11 protein-coding genes and 1 pseudogene are annotated in these 16429 nt (G+C 53.8%); 2 read left to right on the plus strand and 10 right to left on the minus strand.

Annotated features, from left to right (window positions below; genetic code table 11):
* Window positions 1-77 precede the first annotated feature (77 nt).
* From AB1N33_RS09730 to efp, 3 genes are all read right to left on the minus strand, one after another.
* Window positions 78-2552 carry a TonB-dependent receptor gene (locus tag AB1N33_RS09730; RefSeq protein ID WP_411271357.1) on the minus strand — a complete coding sequence of 825 codons (2475 nt, stop codon included), beginning with the start codon at window positions 2550-2552 and terminating at the stop codon, window positions 78-80.
* Between the two features lie 110 nt (window positions 2553-2662).
* Window positions 2663-3637, minus strand: a complete 975-nt coding sequence (gene epmA / locus AB1N33_RS09735; protein ID WP_411271358.1) for an elongation factor P--(R)-beta-lysine ligase — start codon at window positions 3635-3637, stop codon at window positions 2663-2665.
* A gap of 68 nt (window positions 3638-3705) precedes the next feature.
* Window positions 3706-4275 carry an elongation factor P gene (efp, locus tag AB1N33_RS09740; protein ID WP_411271359.1) on the minus strand — a complete coding sequence of 190 codons (570 nt, stop codon included), beginning with the start codon at window positions 4273-4275 and terminating at the stop codon, window positions 3706-3708.
* A gap of 33 nt (window positions 4276-4308) precedes the next feature.
* Between efp and epmB the strand changes: the two genes are divergently transcribed.
* Window positions 4309-5334, plus strand: coding sequence for an EF-P beta-lysylation protein EpmB (epmB, locus tag AB1N33_RS09745; RefSeq protein WP_411271360.1), 1026 nt, complete (start codon window positions 4309-4311; stop codon window positions 5332-5334).
* A gap of 1 nt (window position 5335) precedes the next feature.
* Here the strand turns inward: epmB and AB1N33_RS09750 are convergent, their stop codons facing one another.
* Window positions 5336-5527, minus strand: coding sequence for a putative motility protein (locus AB1N33_RS09750; RefSeq protein ID WP_411271361.1), 192 nt, complete (start codon window positions 5525-5527; stop codon window positions 5336-5338).
* Window positions 5528-5647: 120 nt separating this feature from the next.
* On the opposite strand from AB1N33_RS09750, the gene AB1N33_RS09755 reads away from it, so the two are divergent.
* On the plus strand, window positions 5648-5962 hold the full coding sequence (locus AB1N33_RS09755) for a hypothetical protein (protein WP_411271362.1): 315 nt from the start codon (window positions 5648-5650) through the stop codon (window positions 5960-5962).
* A gap of 22 nt (window positions 5963-5984) precedes the next feature.
* Here AB1N33_RS09755 and AB1N33_RS09760 read toward each other — a convergent pair whose 3' ends face one another.
* The 6 genes and pseudogenes from AB1N33_RS09760 to parE form a co-directional block, all read right to left on the minus strand.
* Entirely contained in the window at window positions 5985-7265 is a 1281-nt protein-coding gene (locus AB1N33_RS09760) for a hypothetical protein (protein ID WP_411271363.1), read from the minus strand.
* A gap of 89 nt (window positions 7266-7354) precedes the next feature.
* Window positions 7355-8881, minus strand: a complete 1527-nt coding sequence (locus AB1N33_RS09765; RefSeq protein ID WP_411271364.1) for a GAF domain-containing protein — start codon at window positions 8879-8881, stop codon at window positions 7355-7357.
* A 2-nt stretch (window positions 8882-8883) separates the two neighbouring features.
* Window positions 8884-11037, minus strand: a complete 2154-nt coding sequence (locus tag AB1N33_RS09770) for a diguanylate cyclase domain-containing protein (protein WP_411271416.1) — start codon at window positions 11035-11037, stop codon at window positions 8884-8886.
* 987 nt (window positions 11038-12024) lie between these two features.
* Window positions 12025-13398 (minus strand): annotated as a pseudogene (locus tag AB1N33_RS09775) (chemotaxis protein CheB); the annotation flags it as partial.
* Between the two features lie 133 nt (window positions 13399-13531).
* Window positions 13532-14407 carry a transporter substrate-binding domain-containing protein gene (locus tag AB1N33_RS09780; protein WP_411271365.1) on the minus strand — a complete coding sequence of 292 codons (876 nt, stop codon included), beginning with the start codon at window positions 14405-14407 and terminating at the stop codon, window positions 13532-13534.
* 60 nt (window positions 14408-14467) lie between these two features.
* Entirely contained in the window at window positions 14468-16360 is a 1893-nt protein-coding gene (gene parE / locus AB1N33_RS09785; protein WP_411271366.1) for a DNA topoisomerase IV subunit B, read from the minus strand.
* Window positions 16361-16429: the final 69 nt, after the last annotated feature.

Consider the following 16429-nt stretch of genomic DNA (forward strand, 5'->3'; position numbering starts at 1 on the left):
GCTGAGGACGGTCGGTGATACAAAGAAAAAAGCCAGTATGACACGCAAACAGGGCGCACCATACTGGCAGGGCACACTTAAAACAGGGCGCGTACGCCAATGGTCAGGTTGCGTCCCGGCAACGGTGCCTGATCTTTGAGGAATGACGTGTGAACCCGCGCCTCCTCATCGGTCAGGTTGTTACCGCGGGCATAAACAATCCAGTCAACATTACCGCGGGTCAGCTCATACTGCAGGCTGGCATCCAGCAAAGTATACCCGTCTGTCGCTGTTTCAAACGGCGCCGCATCGGTCTGGTCATCATACCAGGTGATACCGACATCACCCGACCAGCTGTCACTCTGGTAACTGAGCGTAGAGCCCAGGCGCAGAGGCGGAATACGCGGTAAATCCTGGTCATCCAGCTCAGCCTTGATCACATCGCCAAACAGGGTCAGACGCCAGTTAACACTAAGGTCATAGTACGCCTCGGCTTCCATACCCCAGATATCGGCGTCATTCTGACGGAATGCGAACACGGGCAAACCTTCTTCGCTGTGATCATCATGCGCATCCAGTTCATGTTCATCATGCACCGCTTCCACGGGCTCTTCATGCTCGTCGTGCTCTTCATGTTCTGACACGGAGGTGAGTCCGGTTGCAACATGGTAGATGTAATCATCGGCCTGGTTGTAGAAAAGTGACACGGTGTAACCCCAGTCGCCTTTAAATTTGCGGAATGTCAGGTCGATATTGTTGCTGACTTCCTTTTCCGCCCGACGAAGCACGTCGCCGACTTCACCTTCGTCATTCAGGTCATAGACCAGTCCAACTTCAAAGGTGCGGGTGGCAAGATGCTGACCCGCCGCAAACAGCTCCTGCTGGCTCGGGGCACGCTCGCTGCGCGACAGCGTAAGAGCAACTGACTGACCGTCACCATATTCCCAGTTCATACCGGCAGAAAATGAGGCCGTGGTGAAGGTGTAATCATCGAAACTGAACAGGTGCTCATCATGCACATCCGCGTCGTCATGCGCTTCATATTCGTCATGCTCGTCGTGTTCTTCATCATGCGCGACCGTTAACTCAAAGGCATTATCGGCGGTTTCATAGCGGGTATGTTCAATACGCCCGCCAAGTTCAAACAGCAGATCACCGACTTTCTTCTGCTCAATCAAAAACAGGGCATAGCGGTTGGTTTCCGTAGGCGGCGTGTAGGCTTCATCACCAATCGCCTCATAGTCACTGCTGTCGGCCTGAAAACCAATCACGCCATGCCAGTCATTGATGTCTTCGTGATAGGCCGTCACTCTGACGTTTGTCGATTTGTTTTTAAACTGCGTACCACGCTGCCCGTCCTCAATCTCAACGTGCTGGTAATCCGTGTAAGCCGCTCCAAACTTCACACGGGAAATGCCGTCAAACGGCGACAGCCACTCACCAGCAAGCTGATAGCGGGTCATTTCTACATCCAGCGCAACGCCGTCCTCGCCCATGGCCTCATCGGCGTGATCATCATGGTCGTCATGCTCGTCGTGCTCTTCTTCACCGTGAGCATGAGCGTGGCCAGGTACGCCGTAGCGGTTATCCAGCTGCTCTACCGACAGCCCCACAAAGCCGCTGTCACCAATATAGGACAGTCCGCCTACAATACTGGACGTTGCCATCTGACTGTTTTCAAGTACGCCACTTGGCTCATCGTCATCCGGCTCAACAGACGCGAAGCCCGGAATGTCAGCATTGTCGGTATTACGGGAGAAGCCATCCAGGTGCCATGCAATATTGCCTGAAGAACCATTCAGCTCGCCACGGGCATATTTACCGTTGTTGACCGTGGAGTAATTGATATCGGCCTCACCCTCCAGTCCATCGCTAAGCTGAGACGGGATACGGTTGTCTACAATATTAACCACGCCACCAATCGCGCCGCTGCCATACTGCAGTGTCGCGGGTCCGCGCAATACCTCAACCTGTGTAGCACTTGAGGTATTTCCCGTCACGTTGTGGTCTGGGCCGATACGCGATACGTCAGACACATCCAGACTGTTCTGGACAATCATCACCCGCGGACCGTCATTGCCCCGGATCACCGGACTGCTCGAAACCGGACCAAAGTAAGTGCTGTGTACACCCGGCGTGGTTTTCAGTGTTTCACCCAGCGTCGGCGCTTCCACCCGACGCAGTGCTTCTTTATTTAACACCGAGACCGGCGTCACTGACTCAAGCACCGACGATTCCATTGCGGTTGCGGTGACAATGATATTCTCAACCGAGGCAGGGGCGAGCACAAAATCGACCTGTTGGTCGTCCACAACCACTCCCAGATCGTTGTCACCATGAATATAGCGATCACTGTACACATGCAGGTGCACGTGTTTCTTCGTCACATTCTCAAAGCGGTACATCCCCTTTTCATCGGTGAATACCGACTTTTGTGCCCCTTCAATTTTTACCTGGGCACCGGCTACGGGCTGACCGGCCTGATTGGTCACCTTCCCACTGATGGTTGTTGCCATTGCCGTACCTGACAGTGCGGTGGCAATACAGGCAGCGAGCACAGATTGCTTGTTCATTGTGTGTCTCTCGTTTGCTTTAATGTGATGTTATAACATTTTCTACATTACGCAGACGGAGTCAACGGTGATTTGACGTATTTTTTTGCTTATCTGCCAGAAACGGCGGATCAGGCGCGGTTAACCGGGAAGTTAATCACATCACGAATATGACGGGCACCAGTTTTAATCATCAGCAGGCGATCGACCCCCATCGCAACACCGGCACAGTCCGGCATCCCCTGCGTCAGCGCCGCCAGCAGATGCTCATCTGGCGCACGTTCGGGTAATCCTGCATCGCGTCGCGCGGCGTTATCCTGTTCAAAACGACGGCGTTGCTCCTGCGCGTCACTGAGCTCATAAAAGCCGTTGGCCAGCTCTGCGCCGCGGTAGTAAAGCTCAAACCGGTCGGCGGTGCGCGGATCGTCCTGATTCAGCCGCGCCAGTGCCGCCTGCGACGCAGGAAAACCATAGATAAAACACGGAGCGTGCTGGCCAATCGCCGGTTCAACAACCAGACTGAACAGCAATTGCAGGATGTCATCGTCTGTCAGTGACGAGACGTTATCAATATTGATGTTGTGGGTGATGAGAGCCTGCACCTTTTGCTCACGATCAGCGCTAAGCGGATCGATGCCGACGTGCTCGCTAAACGCCTGCTGGTAACTTTGATAGCGTGCCGCTGGCGCATCGATGACCGCCTGCAGCAATGCATCAATTTCGTTCATCAGGTCGCGATGGTCAAAGCCCGGGCGATACCACTCCAGCATGGTAAATTCAGGGTTATGCCAGCGCCCGTAGCCTTCGTGCCGAAACGCCTTGCAAAGCTGATAAATAGGGCCACTGCCGGCGCATAACAGGCGTTTCATGGCATATTCTGGGGACGTTTGCAGATAAAATGGCTTCGGTTTTCCGCTTTCATCAAACCGGAACACGGTCTCGAACGGATCAAGGTAAACATCGGTCACGGTCGCCCCACTTAGCAGCGGCGTATCGACCTCCAGCACCCCACGCGCATCGAAAAAGGCACGAATGTCACGCAGCAGCGCTGCACGTGCAACCCGGGCATCATGAGTGGTAGTCGGGGACCAGCGTGATGTATTCACAGCGTCATTTCATGCAGGGAAGGAAAACGCAGACAACACGCCGCCCGGTAGGACGGCGTGTGAGACGCTTATTTTTGCGCGCGTGATACGTACTCACCCGAACGCGTGTCTACTTTAATGACTTCACCGGTTTGTACAAACAGTGGCACACGCACTACCGCACCAGTACTCAGTGTCGCCGGTTTACCACCGGTGCCAGCGGTATCGCCTTTCAGGCCTGGATCGGTTTCAGTGATTTCCAGCTCAACGAAGTTAGGCGGTGTCACAGAAATCGGTGATCCGTTCCACAGCGTGATGGTGCACACGTCGTTTTCTACCAGCCACTTTTTATTCTCACCTACCGCTTTTTCGTCAGCCGCGATTTGTTCGAATGTTTCATTATTCATAAAGTGGTAGAATTCGCCGTCGGTATACAGATAGGCAAGTTCTGTGTCCATGACATCCGCACTTTCAACGGTTTCACCAGAGCGGAAGGTTTTTTCTAATACCTTGCCTGAAATCAGTTTACGGATTTTTACACGGTTAAATGCCTGGCCTTTACCTGGCTTAACGTATTCATTTTCAAGGATTGAGCAAGGCTCGCCATCGAGCATGATTTTCAGGCCGCCTTTGAACTCGTTAGTGCTGTAATTCGCCATATTTCCTCTGGTAACACATAAGGTTGATAGTTTGTGGGGCAAATGATACCTAAAAAAGCGATTTCTGTAGAGCATAACTGGCAAAAAGAATTAGCGATGAGCTTTACCGATCCCATCGCGCTGCTGGAGTACCTGCAGATTGATCCGGCAGGCTTTGTGGAAGACGCCCATGCACGTACGCTGTTTCCCATGCGGGTGCCGCGTCACTTTGCAGCACTGATGGAAAAAGGCAATCCTGACGATCCATTGCTGCAGCAGGTATTGCCCCGCAAGCAGGAGTTTCATGCGGCACCGGGTTACAGCACTGATCCGCTTGATGAACACGACACCCGTCTGCCCGGCTTACTGCACAAGTACCAGAGCCGCGTGCTGGTGATTGTCCGTGGCGGTTGCGCAGTCAACTGCCGGTACTGTTTCCGGCGCCATTTCCCGTATGCCGACAACAGCATGAACCGTCGACAGTTTGAGGACATTGTTGCTTACCTGAGCGCCACGCCAGAGGTAGATGAAGTCATTTTGTCCGGCGGCGACCCGCTGATGGCCAAAGATGATTTTCTTGCCTGGCTGGTAAGCGAGGTCGCGGCCATCCCCCATATCCGTCGTCTGCGCATTCATACCCGTCTGCCTGTGGTACTGCCTGAACGGCTGGATAATGCCTTTACCGACTGGTTTACCGGCAGCCGCCTGTCACCGGTAATGGTGCTGCATATCAATCATGCTAACGAGGTCAGCCCGTCACTGAAGGCGCGCCTCAGCGTGCTGCGCTCTGCCGGGGTGACGCTGTTAAATCAGGCGGTATTGCTCAATGGTATTAATGCCAGTGCAGATGCACAGGTGGCACTCAGTGATGCGCTTTTTGATGCGGGTGTTATGCCGTACTACCTGCATGTATTGGACAAAGTTCAGGGAGCGTCGCATTTTGCGGTCAGTGATGACGCGGCAAGACAGATAATGGCGGGGGTAATAAAGCGCCTGCCAGGGTACCTGGTTCCCAAACTCGTAAGAGAGATTGGTGGCCAGCCTGGCAAAACGCCGGTCGATTTACGACTTCATCCCTGAATCATGCGAAGGTATCAATGTTGGCGCCTAACGCAGGATTTGCAGATGATGTTTTTGGTACGTCAGCGGCTGATTCCAGCAGCTGAAGCGTTGCTTGTCCCTCTTGTTGTTGCTGGTTTTTAGCCATTTTAAGAGAGGCCAACTCAAGCGACGCACCGGACGTTCCAGAGGTGTTTGCACCTTGTAGATCCATACCAGTTTCCTTAGTTGCTTGTAGCTAAGATAAAAAGCGGGCAGAATTACCCCCTTCTCACAGGCTATCGACCATCTGAAGTCTTTCTTTAATCTTTTTTTCACTTTTTTTTGAGGGCCCATGCAAGAAATTCATCGCCAGTTGCAGGACACGCTACAAACCCTTCACCGCAAATCACTGGATGCGGATGCTGCACTCGACCGACTTCAACAGGCACAGCAAGGGAAGTTCAGCGCCGTCTTTGCCAGCGACAGTGGCTTTGAGACCCAGTCCAAACGCTTTGGCCCGTATGTTGAGGAAATTGCGCGCGACTGGCAGGCATTAAAAGCGCTTGATGAGGACGCCGCACGCGCCGCATTACCAGCTCTGGTGAAAAAAATTGAGCTGGCGCTCACAACCCTGGCACAATTTCAGGCGACACTGAAAAACGGCTAACGACATCGCCGCACCACAAAAATTACGGCGTTGCTGTCTGGTACAGGGGTATCGCTGCAAGTCGCTCACGAATAATCGCCACCTGTTCCAGATACGCCGGACTGTCCACACCACCGTAAGCCTGTTCAAACGCCTGCTTACTCAGCCCTTCCGGCAGTCCGCTAATATCAGGCATAAACACCCCCTCATCACCCGCCCGGATCACGGCGTGTTGCAGAGCCAGTGCACGCTCAGGCGAGGTAGCAACATCAGCAAAGGCCACCCCCGCCATATCTGCTGCCAGATCAACAAAGCTGTATCCGCTGCCGCCTTTTGCTCTGTCCATCAGTTCCTTAAATTCACCGATGGCCAGTGACACGCCTTCTTCTGACAACAACTTCAGTGCAGCAGAGATAATAAAGTGACGGGCAAGATCTTCACGTCCACGCAGCAAGGCGGGCTGACGAGGCTTTAATGCCCGCTTGGGATCAGGCTGAATGTCACCAATCAGGTTGGCCAGGCGATGGTGTCCGACAAACACCGCCAACGCCAGTATTGTCGCTTTATTGTGTAACACCGGATCACTCTCCTGACTGCGTTCGCGGGCGCGTAAAAAGCCTTCCCGCATGTACAGCCGTAGCGGCTGAGGCTCGGCGTATAATGCCAGCTCACGGCCAGATATATACCGCAGATAGTACGCCGTTAGTGACTGCAGCTCTGTATTTTGCTCGCCGGACAAACTGAAGCTGAGCGTATTAAGCTGGCTGAGTAGCTGATCGAGTGGCGCCAGATAGACGCTCACCCCCTGATTATCCAGGGTAACCCGCTGTACGCGACTCTGTGCCTGGGTCGCAACATCACTCTTAGTCCAGTAATTTACGGCATATTCTGCCAGTGCCAGAAACCAGTCGCCGGGAATGACCAGATCGCCAATACTGACGTGTTCAATCTGAAGCCGGTCGGCCGGCAATACGGTTAATGAGATATTCAGGAACACTGCGTCACCGGCGAGCGCCTGGGTAAACGTCATCCCGGCTTTGCCATCAGCAACATCCATTGTGCCGTTGAATGAAGGGATACCCCGCTGCACCATGCCGACGATACTGTCAAACTGGTGCTCAGATACGTGGATCCGGTGACTGCTGCGGCGATCTGTCATAGCCATTTCAACCTGCTTCATCAGCGGTTTCACAGAATCGGCATGATTAACCTGCGCAGCGGCGGCAACCGAGACCCGGGGCGAGGTTTCAAGCACGCTGAAAGCGAGGACCAGCAGCAATGCCAGTACAACACCCAATATACGCAACACGAACACTTTACCCACTTCTCCTTTACCGGCCCCGGTCTGTCGGCGACGCAGTATAACATGTCATCACGGCGGTTAACTGACGATTTACCGCACCGGGCGTGTTATCACTCGCGGCTTACGCCCCAGCCTTCAAAAGCATTGTTTACCAGTTGCACCATACCCACCCGTATTTTTTTCGCAAACAGCGTGTCTGACGACAGCCAGGGCAGGCTTTCATTGCCTTTCACCTGCTCCCATTTCGCAAACGAATTGCGGGGGGAGAGTGCGCCACGCTCTGTATCAATCACTTTCTCAGGCTTACCTGCCCAGTGGGTAACCTGTGACTCGGGGGGTCTGAAGACATAAAGTCGTGGCGAATGACGTTCGTAATTGACGCGGATAGTCAGCATCCCGCGGCAGGCTGGTTTAGTCACGGTGGTAAGCTCTGGCAAGCCTGCGATGTTCTGGGTTGTCAGCAAAAAATCTGATACATCGCGACGATATACGCTGTCGATTTTCTGAATGTCGTTAAGCATCGGCCCCGCATGTTCACTGAGATACCAGGTGTCGTTAACGACCAGCGCGGTTGCACTCGCGTCGAACCACATCATCAGTTCGTTCAGAAAAAAGCGGTTCGCCGCCGCAGCGTCATCGAACAGGGTCATCTGGGACAGGATCCCTGCCATTCTGTCATCAAACAACCGCAGCATGGATAGCTTCCGCTTGGACAAAAACGTGGCATAAATACCGCAAAAGCGCTTCACCAGTTGTTCTGCATCGTAACGGTCCCTGGCATCGGGCAGCAGTGCCTCGCTGTGATGGAATGACACCAGCCCCCATAAGCGGCCGGCGATGATCAGCGGTATCGAGTAGGACGTGACTACGCCCATGTTATTCAGATAACGAATGTGAACCGGTGACACGCTGCGTAAATCAGACCAGCTGAGATCGGCAGGCTCATCCTCATGGCTGACCAGTGGCACCGGTGATCCATTGACATCGGCAATCAGCCTTGAGGGATTTTCGAAATACATTTTGCGGGCTATTTCAGGAATATCAGACGCCGGAAATTTCAGTCCAAAGTATTTCTGCGAGCCGTCCAGTGCCGCCTCCGCTACCACTTCGCCACTGAAATCTTCAGCAAAGCGGTAAAGCACCGCCCGTTCGAAAGGCAGCGTATCAAGCAATCCATTCAGCAAACGCTGCCAGTAGTCATCATCCTGCCAGGGCTCGCCTTCTTCAGGCTGCAGTACAATCTGGGATGCTAAATCGACCACCGCTGGCTGCTCGCTGCGCACAGGTTCAATTTCAATGACCAGGTGACTGGCAGAGCGGATGCTTCTTATGTGTACCTGTTGACCATGCATCGTGCGATACCACTCATGCTGCCGGGAACCCGGCGCAACGCCAACAGTAAACAGTACACGGTCGGGCAGGCCCGGCAGCATCGACAGGCTGGATCCCAGCAAACTGTCCACACTCATATCCAGCAGCGAGGCAATATTCTGACTGACCGCAACAATGGTCAGGGTTTCTGCTTCGGCCACCAGCATGTAGCCAATGGGCTGGATGTGCCCGGTCAGATGCAACGCTTCGTTTTCGCAGTTTTGGATCAGCGCTTCCAGGCTGTCGTCTGACACGTTGTTGTCCATGCTCATGCCTGCTGTTTCATCGCGGCGGCAAACTCCGCGGTATCCAGTAACACGGTAATCTGCTCACCCTGCACCAGTTCGCCACCACATTGCTTTACCATATCGAGTTGCGCGGCGGTATCCACCTGCTGTATCACCACCGGGAGTCCCATTGCGCGCCCAAAGCTCAGTAACGCCGTGATATAGCGCACTGACGCCGCATCTTTATGGTCTGACGAGGTCGCCATGTCAGCTGACAGACGAAGCTCGCCAATGGCAGGATTCAACAACCCGGGTAAGGCCAGTGCGGTTTTACCGAATTCGCTGACACTGAGCCGGATCCCCAGTTTATGAATTGACGACATCACTTCGCTGGTCGCAACATCCAGCTCACCGAGGCAGGTATCGCTGATCCCGAACATCAGCTTTTCACCGCGGATCCCGTATTGCTTCAGCAGTTCACTGACTTTGTGCACAAAGTCGACCTTGCGCCACTGCCGGTCTGACATTGTCAGCATGATCCGTGGCACACTCAGCCCCTGTTGCTGCCAGCCACGCAGGGCATTGAGCACCAGCTCCAGCTTGAGCAGATCCAGTGAGGCAATGAGCGTACTGTTTTCGGCAGCATCGGCAAGCTGGCGAACGAGCTCAGTCTCAATGGCTTTATCGTGATAGCTAAGCGACGCTGACGCACTAATGATGCCGCCGCTGGCCAGGTCCATCACTGGCAGAAAGCGAATATCAAACGCCTCATCGCTAAGCGCTCGCGACAACGTATCGGCAGCCTGTTGTTTGCTCGCATTGTCCTTACGCATATCTTCAGTGTAGTACTGTATCTGCCCCGGGGCGTGCTCTTTGCCCATCAGTAATGCGGCTTCGGCGTGTTTGAGCAGTTCACTGCTGGTGTCCCCATCAAACGGATATACGCTGACACCGCCACTGACTGACAGGGTGAGGTTTTGCCCACTGACACTGAAGGGGGCGTGGAGCGTCTCCAGCACTGCACGTATTCTGTTATCCAGTGCGGACAACTCAGGCACGGCAAGCAGTGCGACAAAGGCATCGTCGTCAACCCGCGCCAGCAATTCTGTCTCATGCAGTGCGCCTTCCAGACGCACGGCAAATTGTTTTAGCAGCACATCGCCCACCGTTGTGCCATAGGCATCATTCAGCGTTTTAAACTGGTCGATATCCAGGTGCAGTACGGCGCATACGGAGCCCGCATGTCTGGCATACCCGGTCATCAGCGCCAGCCGGTTAAGCAGTTCGGTCCTGTTAGGCAGTCGGGTCAGGCCATCATGGGAGGCGAGAAAGGCAATACGCTGCTGCACGTGTTCAATGTCGGTTACATCGTTTAAGGCAAACACAAATTCCTGACCGGACTGCTGGTCGCTGTGAACGGAATCTATTGTCGCCCACAGCCGCAGGGAAGACGCATTCTGACCGACATTGACGATCATTTCTCCCTGCCATGCACCATCGCGCTTAAGCAGGTCCCTGAGGCTATCTAACGTGTCAGTGGTAGCGGGATGCAGGCCCAACTCTGAAATCGGCTGCCCGGTCAGTGTATCGGCTGGCAGCTGTAGCATGTCATGCACGCGGCCATTCACCCGCCGGATCATAAAGTCACTGTCAGTGATAATCAGCCCTTCACTGGCCTGTTCAACGATTTTGCCTGCCAGTCGCAACTGTTCATTTTCATGACGCGGACGCGTGATATCCGTCGCTTGCGTACACACCGACTTGATGGTGCCTTCGGCATCAAAAATGGGAAAACGGACACTTTCCAGCGTCACCGGATTACCGTCAATATCGAGCTCATCAGTACTTTTCATCGGTGCCAGCGAGCGCATGGTATCCAGATCGCGCTCGCGGAACAGCGTCGCGATATCGCGCGAGAAAACCTGCAGGTCGGTGCGGCCAATAATATCTCTCGCTGTCACACCGAAGCGCTCTTCAAACCGCGCGTTTACAAATTCATACCGCCCGGCATTGTCTTTCAGGGCAATAATCGCCAGCGAGTTATTCATAATAGATAACAACTGCTCCTGGCTTTTCTCTATGCGTTCATGCGCCAGCACCAGTTCAGAGTTATCAATAATGACCAGAATGGCGCCGGTAATGCGATCCCGGTTGTTAAAAATCGCCGTTACGAAGACATTATAGGTTTCCCGCATTGACGGTTTGATAATGATATTGGCTTTGTTACCGGTACGCAGCGTACCGCTGAGACGCTGCTCAATGTCTTCAAAATAGTCGGGCAGATTCAGCGCATTCATGGGCAAACCGAAAGAGCCGGTATTAAGATGATAACGGCGGTTTGCCGCCTCATTGGTGCGATTAAGTCGCCGGTCGGTATCAAACACAAGAATGGGAAAATCCAGTGTGTTGTAGACGCTTTCGAGCTCGTTGTTAATTGCAGACAGTTCGGCTGATTTGCGCATGCTTTCTTCGTTTACGCTGATCAACTCTTCGTTCGTGGCCTGTAGCTCTTCGTTGGTCGCTTCGAGCTCCTCGTTGTTAGCCTGCAGTTCCTCGTTAGCGGCCTGCACCTCCTCATTAAGCGCCTGCATTTCTTCGGCTGACGCGGCCATTTCTTCGGTCAGTGTCTGTAATTGCTCCCGGGCCGCGATAAGTTCGGCAATATCGTCTTCACTGGTGTCATACGTCACTTCGGTGATAGGCGCAGCAACCTCAGAGGCGGGGCGGAAGTTCACCAGGAAATGCTCGGGCTCGCTGTCTTCAATAGGTATGATCACCATTTGCCAGCTTTGCTGAGGGTCGCTGTCGAGACGGCGAGGACGACTCAGTAACGGCTCGGCGCTGCGTTTGGCTTTGTTGATAGTAGACACCAGCTCAGCAGAGAATGCCGGCGTGATCAGCTTTGACAGGTTAAAGTCTGGTACCCCGGACGGAAAATTGATGAACCGGTGCAGCGTGCCGTGGGAATGCAGGATCGTAAAACGCGTGTTGATCAGTACCGTCGGACCGTAGGCATCCAGCACAGCACGGGTAAAAACACGCTCGTAACTGTTGCTGACACTGTCGCGGTTACGCGCGGGGGTGAGTGTGCTGCGCAACATCTTTGGAATTGCCGGGCGCTTGGAATGCTCGCTGACTTTAAAAATTCGGCAGCGGCGGTCAACCGGCACAAACAGCTCCTCTTTCACGCCGATAGATTCCGACTTACCCAGAAACAGGATCCCCTCACTGACCAGAGAATAACGAAACAGTGACAATACCCGTTGCTGCAGGTCGGCATTAAAATAAATCAGAACATTACGGAATGACACCATGTCGAGATGTAAAAATGGCGGATCACGTGTGACATCCTGGCGCGAAAACGTAATCGCATCGCGCAGACGCTTTTTCGGCAGATAGCTGTCATTGGTAAACTGGAAATATTTTTCGACCAGCGTCTGATCCATGGAGTTCACCGCATGCGGGCTATACGCGCCTTTTCGGGCAACCGCCAGTGCCTGTTCATCAATGTCGGTGGCAAATACCTGAAGCGACAGTTCTCTTTCCTGCTGCGCAATTTCCTCAAGAAACACAATCGCCAGTGAATAGGCCTCCTCGCCGGTCGCACAGCCTGCTACCCATAGCCGCACGGTGTCACCCGGCGCCTTGCGTGCAATAATGTCTGCCACCTGCATGCGAATCGCTTTGAACGCATGCTTATCGCGGAAAAAGTCAGTGACAGAGATAAGCAGTTCCTTGGCCAGCGCTGTTATCTCATCAGGCTGTTTTTCAAGGTGGGCAAGGTATTCGCTAAGACTGCTTTTTTGTGTGGCGATGAGTCGCCGGTTAACCCGCCGCAGTAAGGTCGACTGCTTATAGAAACTAAAATCAATCTTGGTGGCTTCGCGGATCTTGCTGTAGAGGGTTCGCATCAACTCTGCGCGGGCCTCATCACTCGGCGGAAACAGGCTGCGTGAAATTTGCTGGGTAATATTCGCGACTTCCTGTCCGACGTCTTCAGGCAATAAAATACGATCCACATCGACCGTTTCCAGTGCCGACAATGGCATGCCGTCATACTTGCAGGAGCCGGGATCCTGCACCAGCGCAAAGCCCCCTACACTCTTGATGGCTTTGAGTCCTCTTGAACCGTCATTGCCGGTGCCGGACAACACCACACCAATGGCGTGATCCCCCACCTCATCGGCCAGCGACTCAAATAAAATATTTACCGATGGTTTCGGGGCCACGGCTTCCGGCTGTTTTTCCAGCAGCAACAAACCCGCCTTGTAAACAATGTGGTAGCCAGGCGGGCCAACGTAAACGGTGTTTTTCTGAACCCGCAGCCGGTTTTTCACTTCCTCGACAGGATAATCGGTCTCGCGCGAGAGAATATCGGCCATCTGACTTTTGTGGGTGGGAGACAGATGCTGGGCAACCACAATGGCGGCGTTGAGGTCATCCGGCAGTGCAGCAACGAGGTGGATAAGCGCTTCTATACCGCCCGCCGAGGAGCCAACGCCGACAATAAAAGGGGCATTTCGCGGGGAAGTGTCACTGCTGCGTTCATTATCCATGGTTCCCCGTCTCCTTACCGTCGCGGGTTATTGTCACCTAACTATACTACACACGCGCCTGAATCACGTAGTATCAGGAGACCAAAAGTCTAACGCTAACAGGTGGTTGCAGTAATGTCGATGACCGGATGGGTCACTGCAGCGGCATTGTAATCACGCGGCGGGCGTTAAGGTTCAGTGTCTTCAACTCATTTCCATAATAGGTAGTCAGCAGCGCATCATGTTCTTTGGTCTCGGTCAGCCGGGCCAGGCCCTTCTCGATAATCTGCGCCAGTGCCTCTTCACTGCGGGGAAGGTAGTAGTGAAGCGTATAAGGAAACTTCAGCAACACATAGGGCTCAATCGCCACGTCCTGATGCGCGCGATTGGCCCATTCCTGTCTGACCTGTAACACGGCACGGGGAAACAGGACTCCCGGGGTATCGTGGAGGCGTTCAAACAGCGTGTCATAATCCCGCTCCTGCACAACCTGAAAACCGGCCCGCTCATAAAGCGTCGCTTCCGGCCAGCCCTTGCCGCTTAGCAGAGGAAAACGCTTAAGCTGTTCCAAAGAGGTGACGTCACGCAGCGCCTGCTCATTTGCGCCGGGCACCAGCATCACCCGCCAGCCCATATAGCCAAGCAAGATGGGGGTGCTGATCATCCGGAATGTATTCTTCATGTCATCCGAGTAGCCGCTCCACATGATCTGGATACGACCATGACGCAGCAGCTCGAAAGCGTGAGCCTGTCCAACCGCAAATTCAGTGGGATGAAGGGTATACGTGCTTTTGCCGGCTTTCTTCAGTGCTTCCTTTAACAGCAGAACCGGAAAACCGCTGTGTTGATCGCGCCGCGTTTCGGCCCTCGGAAACAACAGCTCCTGCGAATGTGACGGCATGCTGGTGAGAAGCAGTGCGGCAATCAGCAAGCTGGCGGATACGCGCACCAGGTGCCCTGTACCGGTAAAATGGTGAAAAATGCATGACCACGCCCGCTGCATTACCGTGTCACCTTCCAATGCGTTCATTACTTAAGTGTAGCCCAGGTGCTCAGATAATCCTTATGGCACATGGAAATGAGGTCGTGTTCAGACGACCTCCGCCATATTCCCCTTGCTCTCCAGCCAGGTTTTGCGATCACCCGCACGTTTTTTCGCCAGCAGCATATCGAGCATCTCCAGCATCGATTCTGCATCATCAATGGTTAACTGCACCAGCCGGCGGGTATTCGGATCCATGGTGGTTTCGCGCAACTGAATCGGGTTCATTTCCCCCAGCCCTTTGAAACGCTGAACATTGATTTTACCGCGCTTTTTCTCGGCTTCGATGCGATCCAGGATCCCCTGTTTTTCCCCCTCATCAAGGGCATAAAACACTTCCTTGCCAACATCGATTCTGAACAGCGGCGGCATGGCAACGTACACATGCCCGCGTTCAACAAGACTGCGGAAGTGTTTCACAAACAGCGCACACAGCAGCGTTGCAATGTGCAGTCCGTCTGAGTCGGCATCCGCCAGAATACAGATTTTGCCATAACGTAAGCCGGACAGATCGTCAGAGTCCGGGTCAATACCCAGCGCCACAGAGATATCGTGAATTTCCTGCGACGCCAGCACCTGTGAAGAGTCAACTTCCCAGCTATTAAGAATCTTTCCGCGCAGCGGCATGATCGCCTGAAATTCACGGTCCCGCGCCTGCTTGGCAGAGCCGCCCGCCGAGTCCCCTTCCACCAGGAATAACTCAGACATAGAAATATCCTGCGACGCACAGTCAGTGAGCTTGCCCGGCAGTGCCGGCCCCTGAGTCACTTTCTTACGCGCCACTTTTTTATTCTGACGCAGACGGCGCTGGGCATTGCTGATACACATTTCAGCCAGGGCCTCAGCGATATCTGTATGCTGGTTCAGCCACAAGCTAAAGGCATCTTTGACGACGCCAGAAACAAACGCGGACGCCTGACGCGACGACAGCCGTTCTTTGGTCTGGCCGGCGAACTGCGGATCCTGCATCTTGGTTGACAGAATATAGGCGCAGCGATCCCAGATATCATCCGGCGTCAGCTTAACACCACGAGGCAGCAGATTACGGAACTCACAGAATTCACGCATCGACTCCAGCAAGCCCTGTCGTAAACCGTTGACGTGGGTTCCGCCCTGTGCGGTAGGGATCAGGTTGACGTAGCTTTCGGTAGTCAGTTCACCGCCTTCCGGCAACCACATAACCGCCCAGTCCGCGGCTTCGTGGTTACCACTGAAAGTGCCGACAAACGGCGTATCCTGTGGCAGGGTTTCAAAGTCTTTAACCGCCTGGTAGAGGTAATCTCGCAGGCCGTCCTCGTAGTACCACTCGGTTGTCTCACCGGAAATCTTATTGTCGAAACGGATCTGCAGTCCCGGACACAGGACCGCCTTGGCGCGCAGATTATGCACCAGACGACTGACGGAGAATTTTGCAGAATCAAAGTATTGCGGGTCTGGCCAGAAGTGAACCCGGGTGCCGGTATTACGCTTGCCACAGGTATCGACAATACGTAACTCCTCTACCTTGTCACCGTTGGCAAAATCAATCTGATAGACATTGCTGTCACGGCGAATTGTCACTTCAACGCGGGTGGACAAGGCGTTAACCACCGAGATCCCTACGCCGTGCAAACCACCGGAAAAGGCATAGTTTTTATTCGAGAACTTACCGCCGGCGTGCAGCTTACTCATGATAAGTTCAACACCGGACATTTTCTCTTCCGGGTGGATATCAACCGGCATCCCCCGACCATCGTCAATCACCTCCAGCGACTGATCCGAGTGCAGAATGACCTTGATATTCGAGGCATGCCCGGCCAGCGCTTCATCCACACTGTTATCGATGACCTCCTGCCCCAGGTGATTAGGACGGGTCGTGTCGGTATACATGCCAGGGCGGCGTTTGACCGGTTCAAGACCGTTTAAGACTTCAATGGCATCGGAGTTATATTGACTGGACATAGTTATGATTATTCTTACTTGCCTGCTACATCAGACTGCATTGCAATCTGCCCGGAATCATTTGATGTT

Source organism: Alteromonas nitratireducens, from assembly GCF_040812025.1.
Lineage (GTDB): Bacteria > Pseudomonadota > Gammaproteobacteria > Enterobacterales > Alteromonadaceae > Alteromonas > Alteromonas nitratireducens.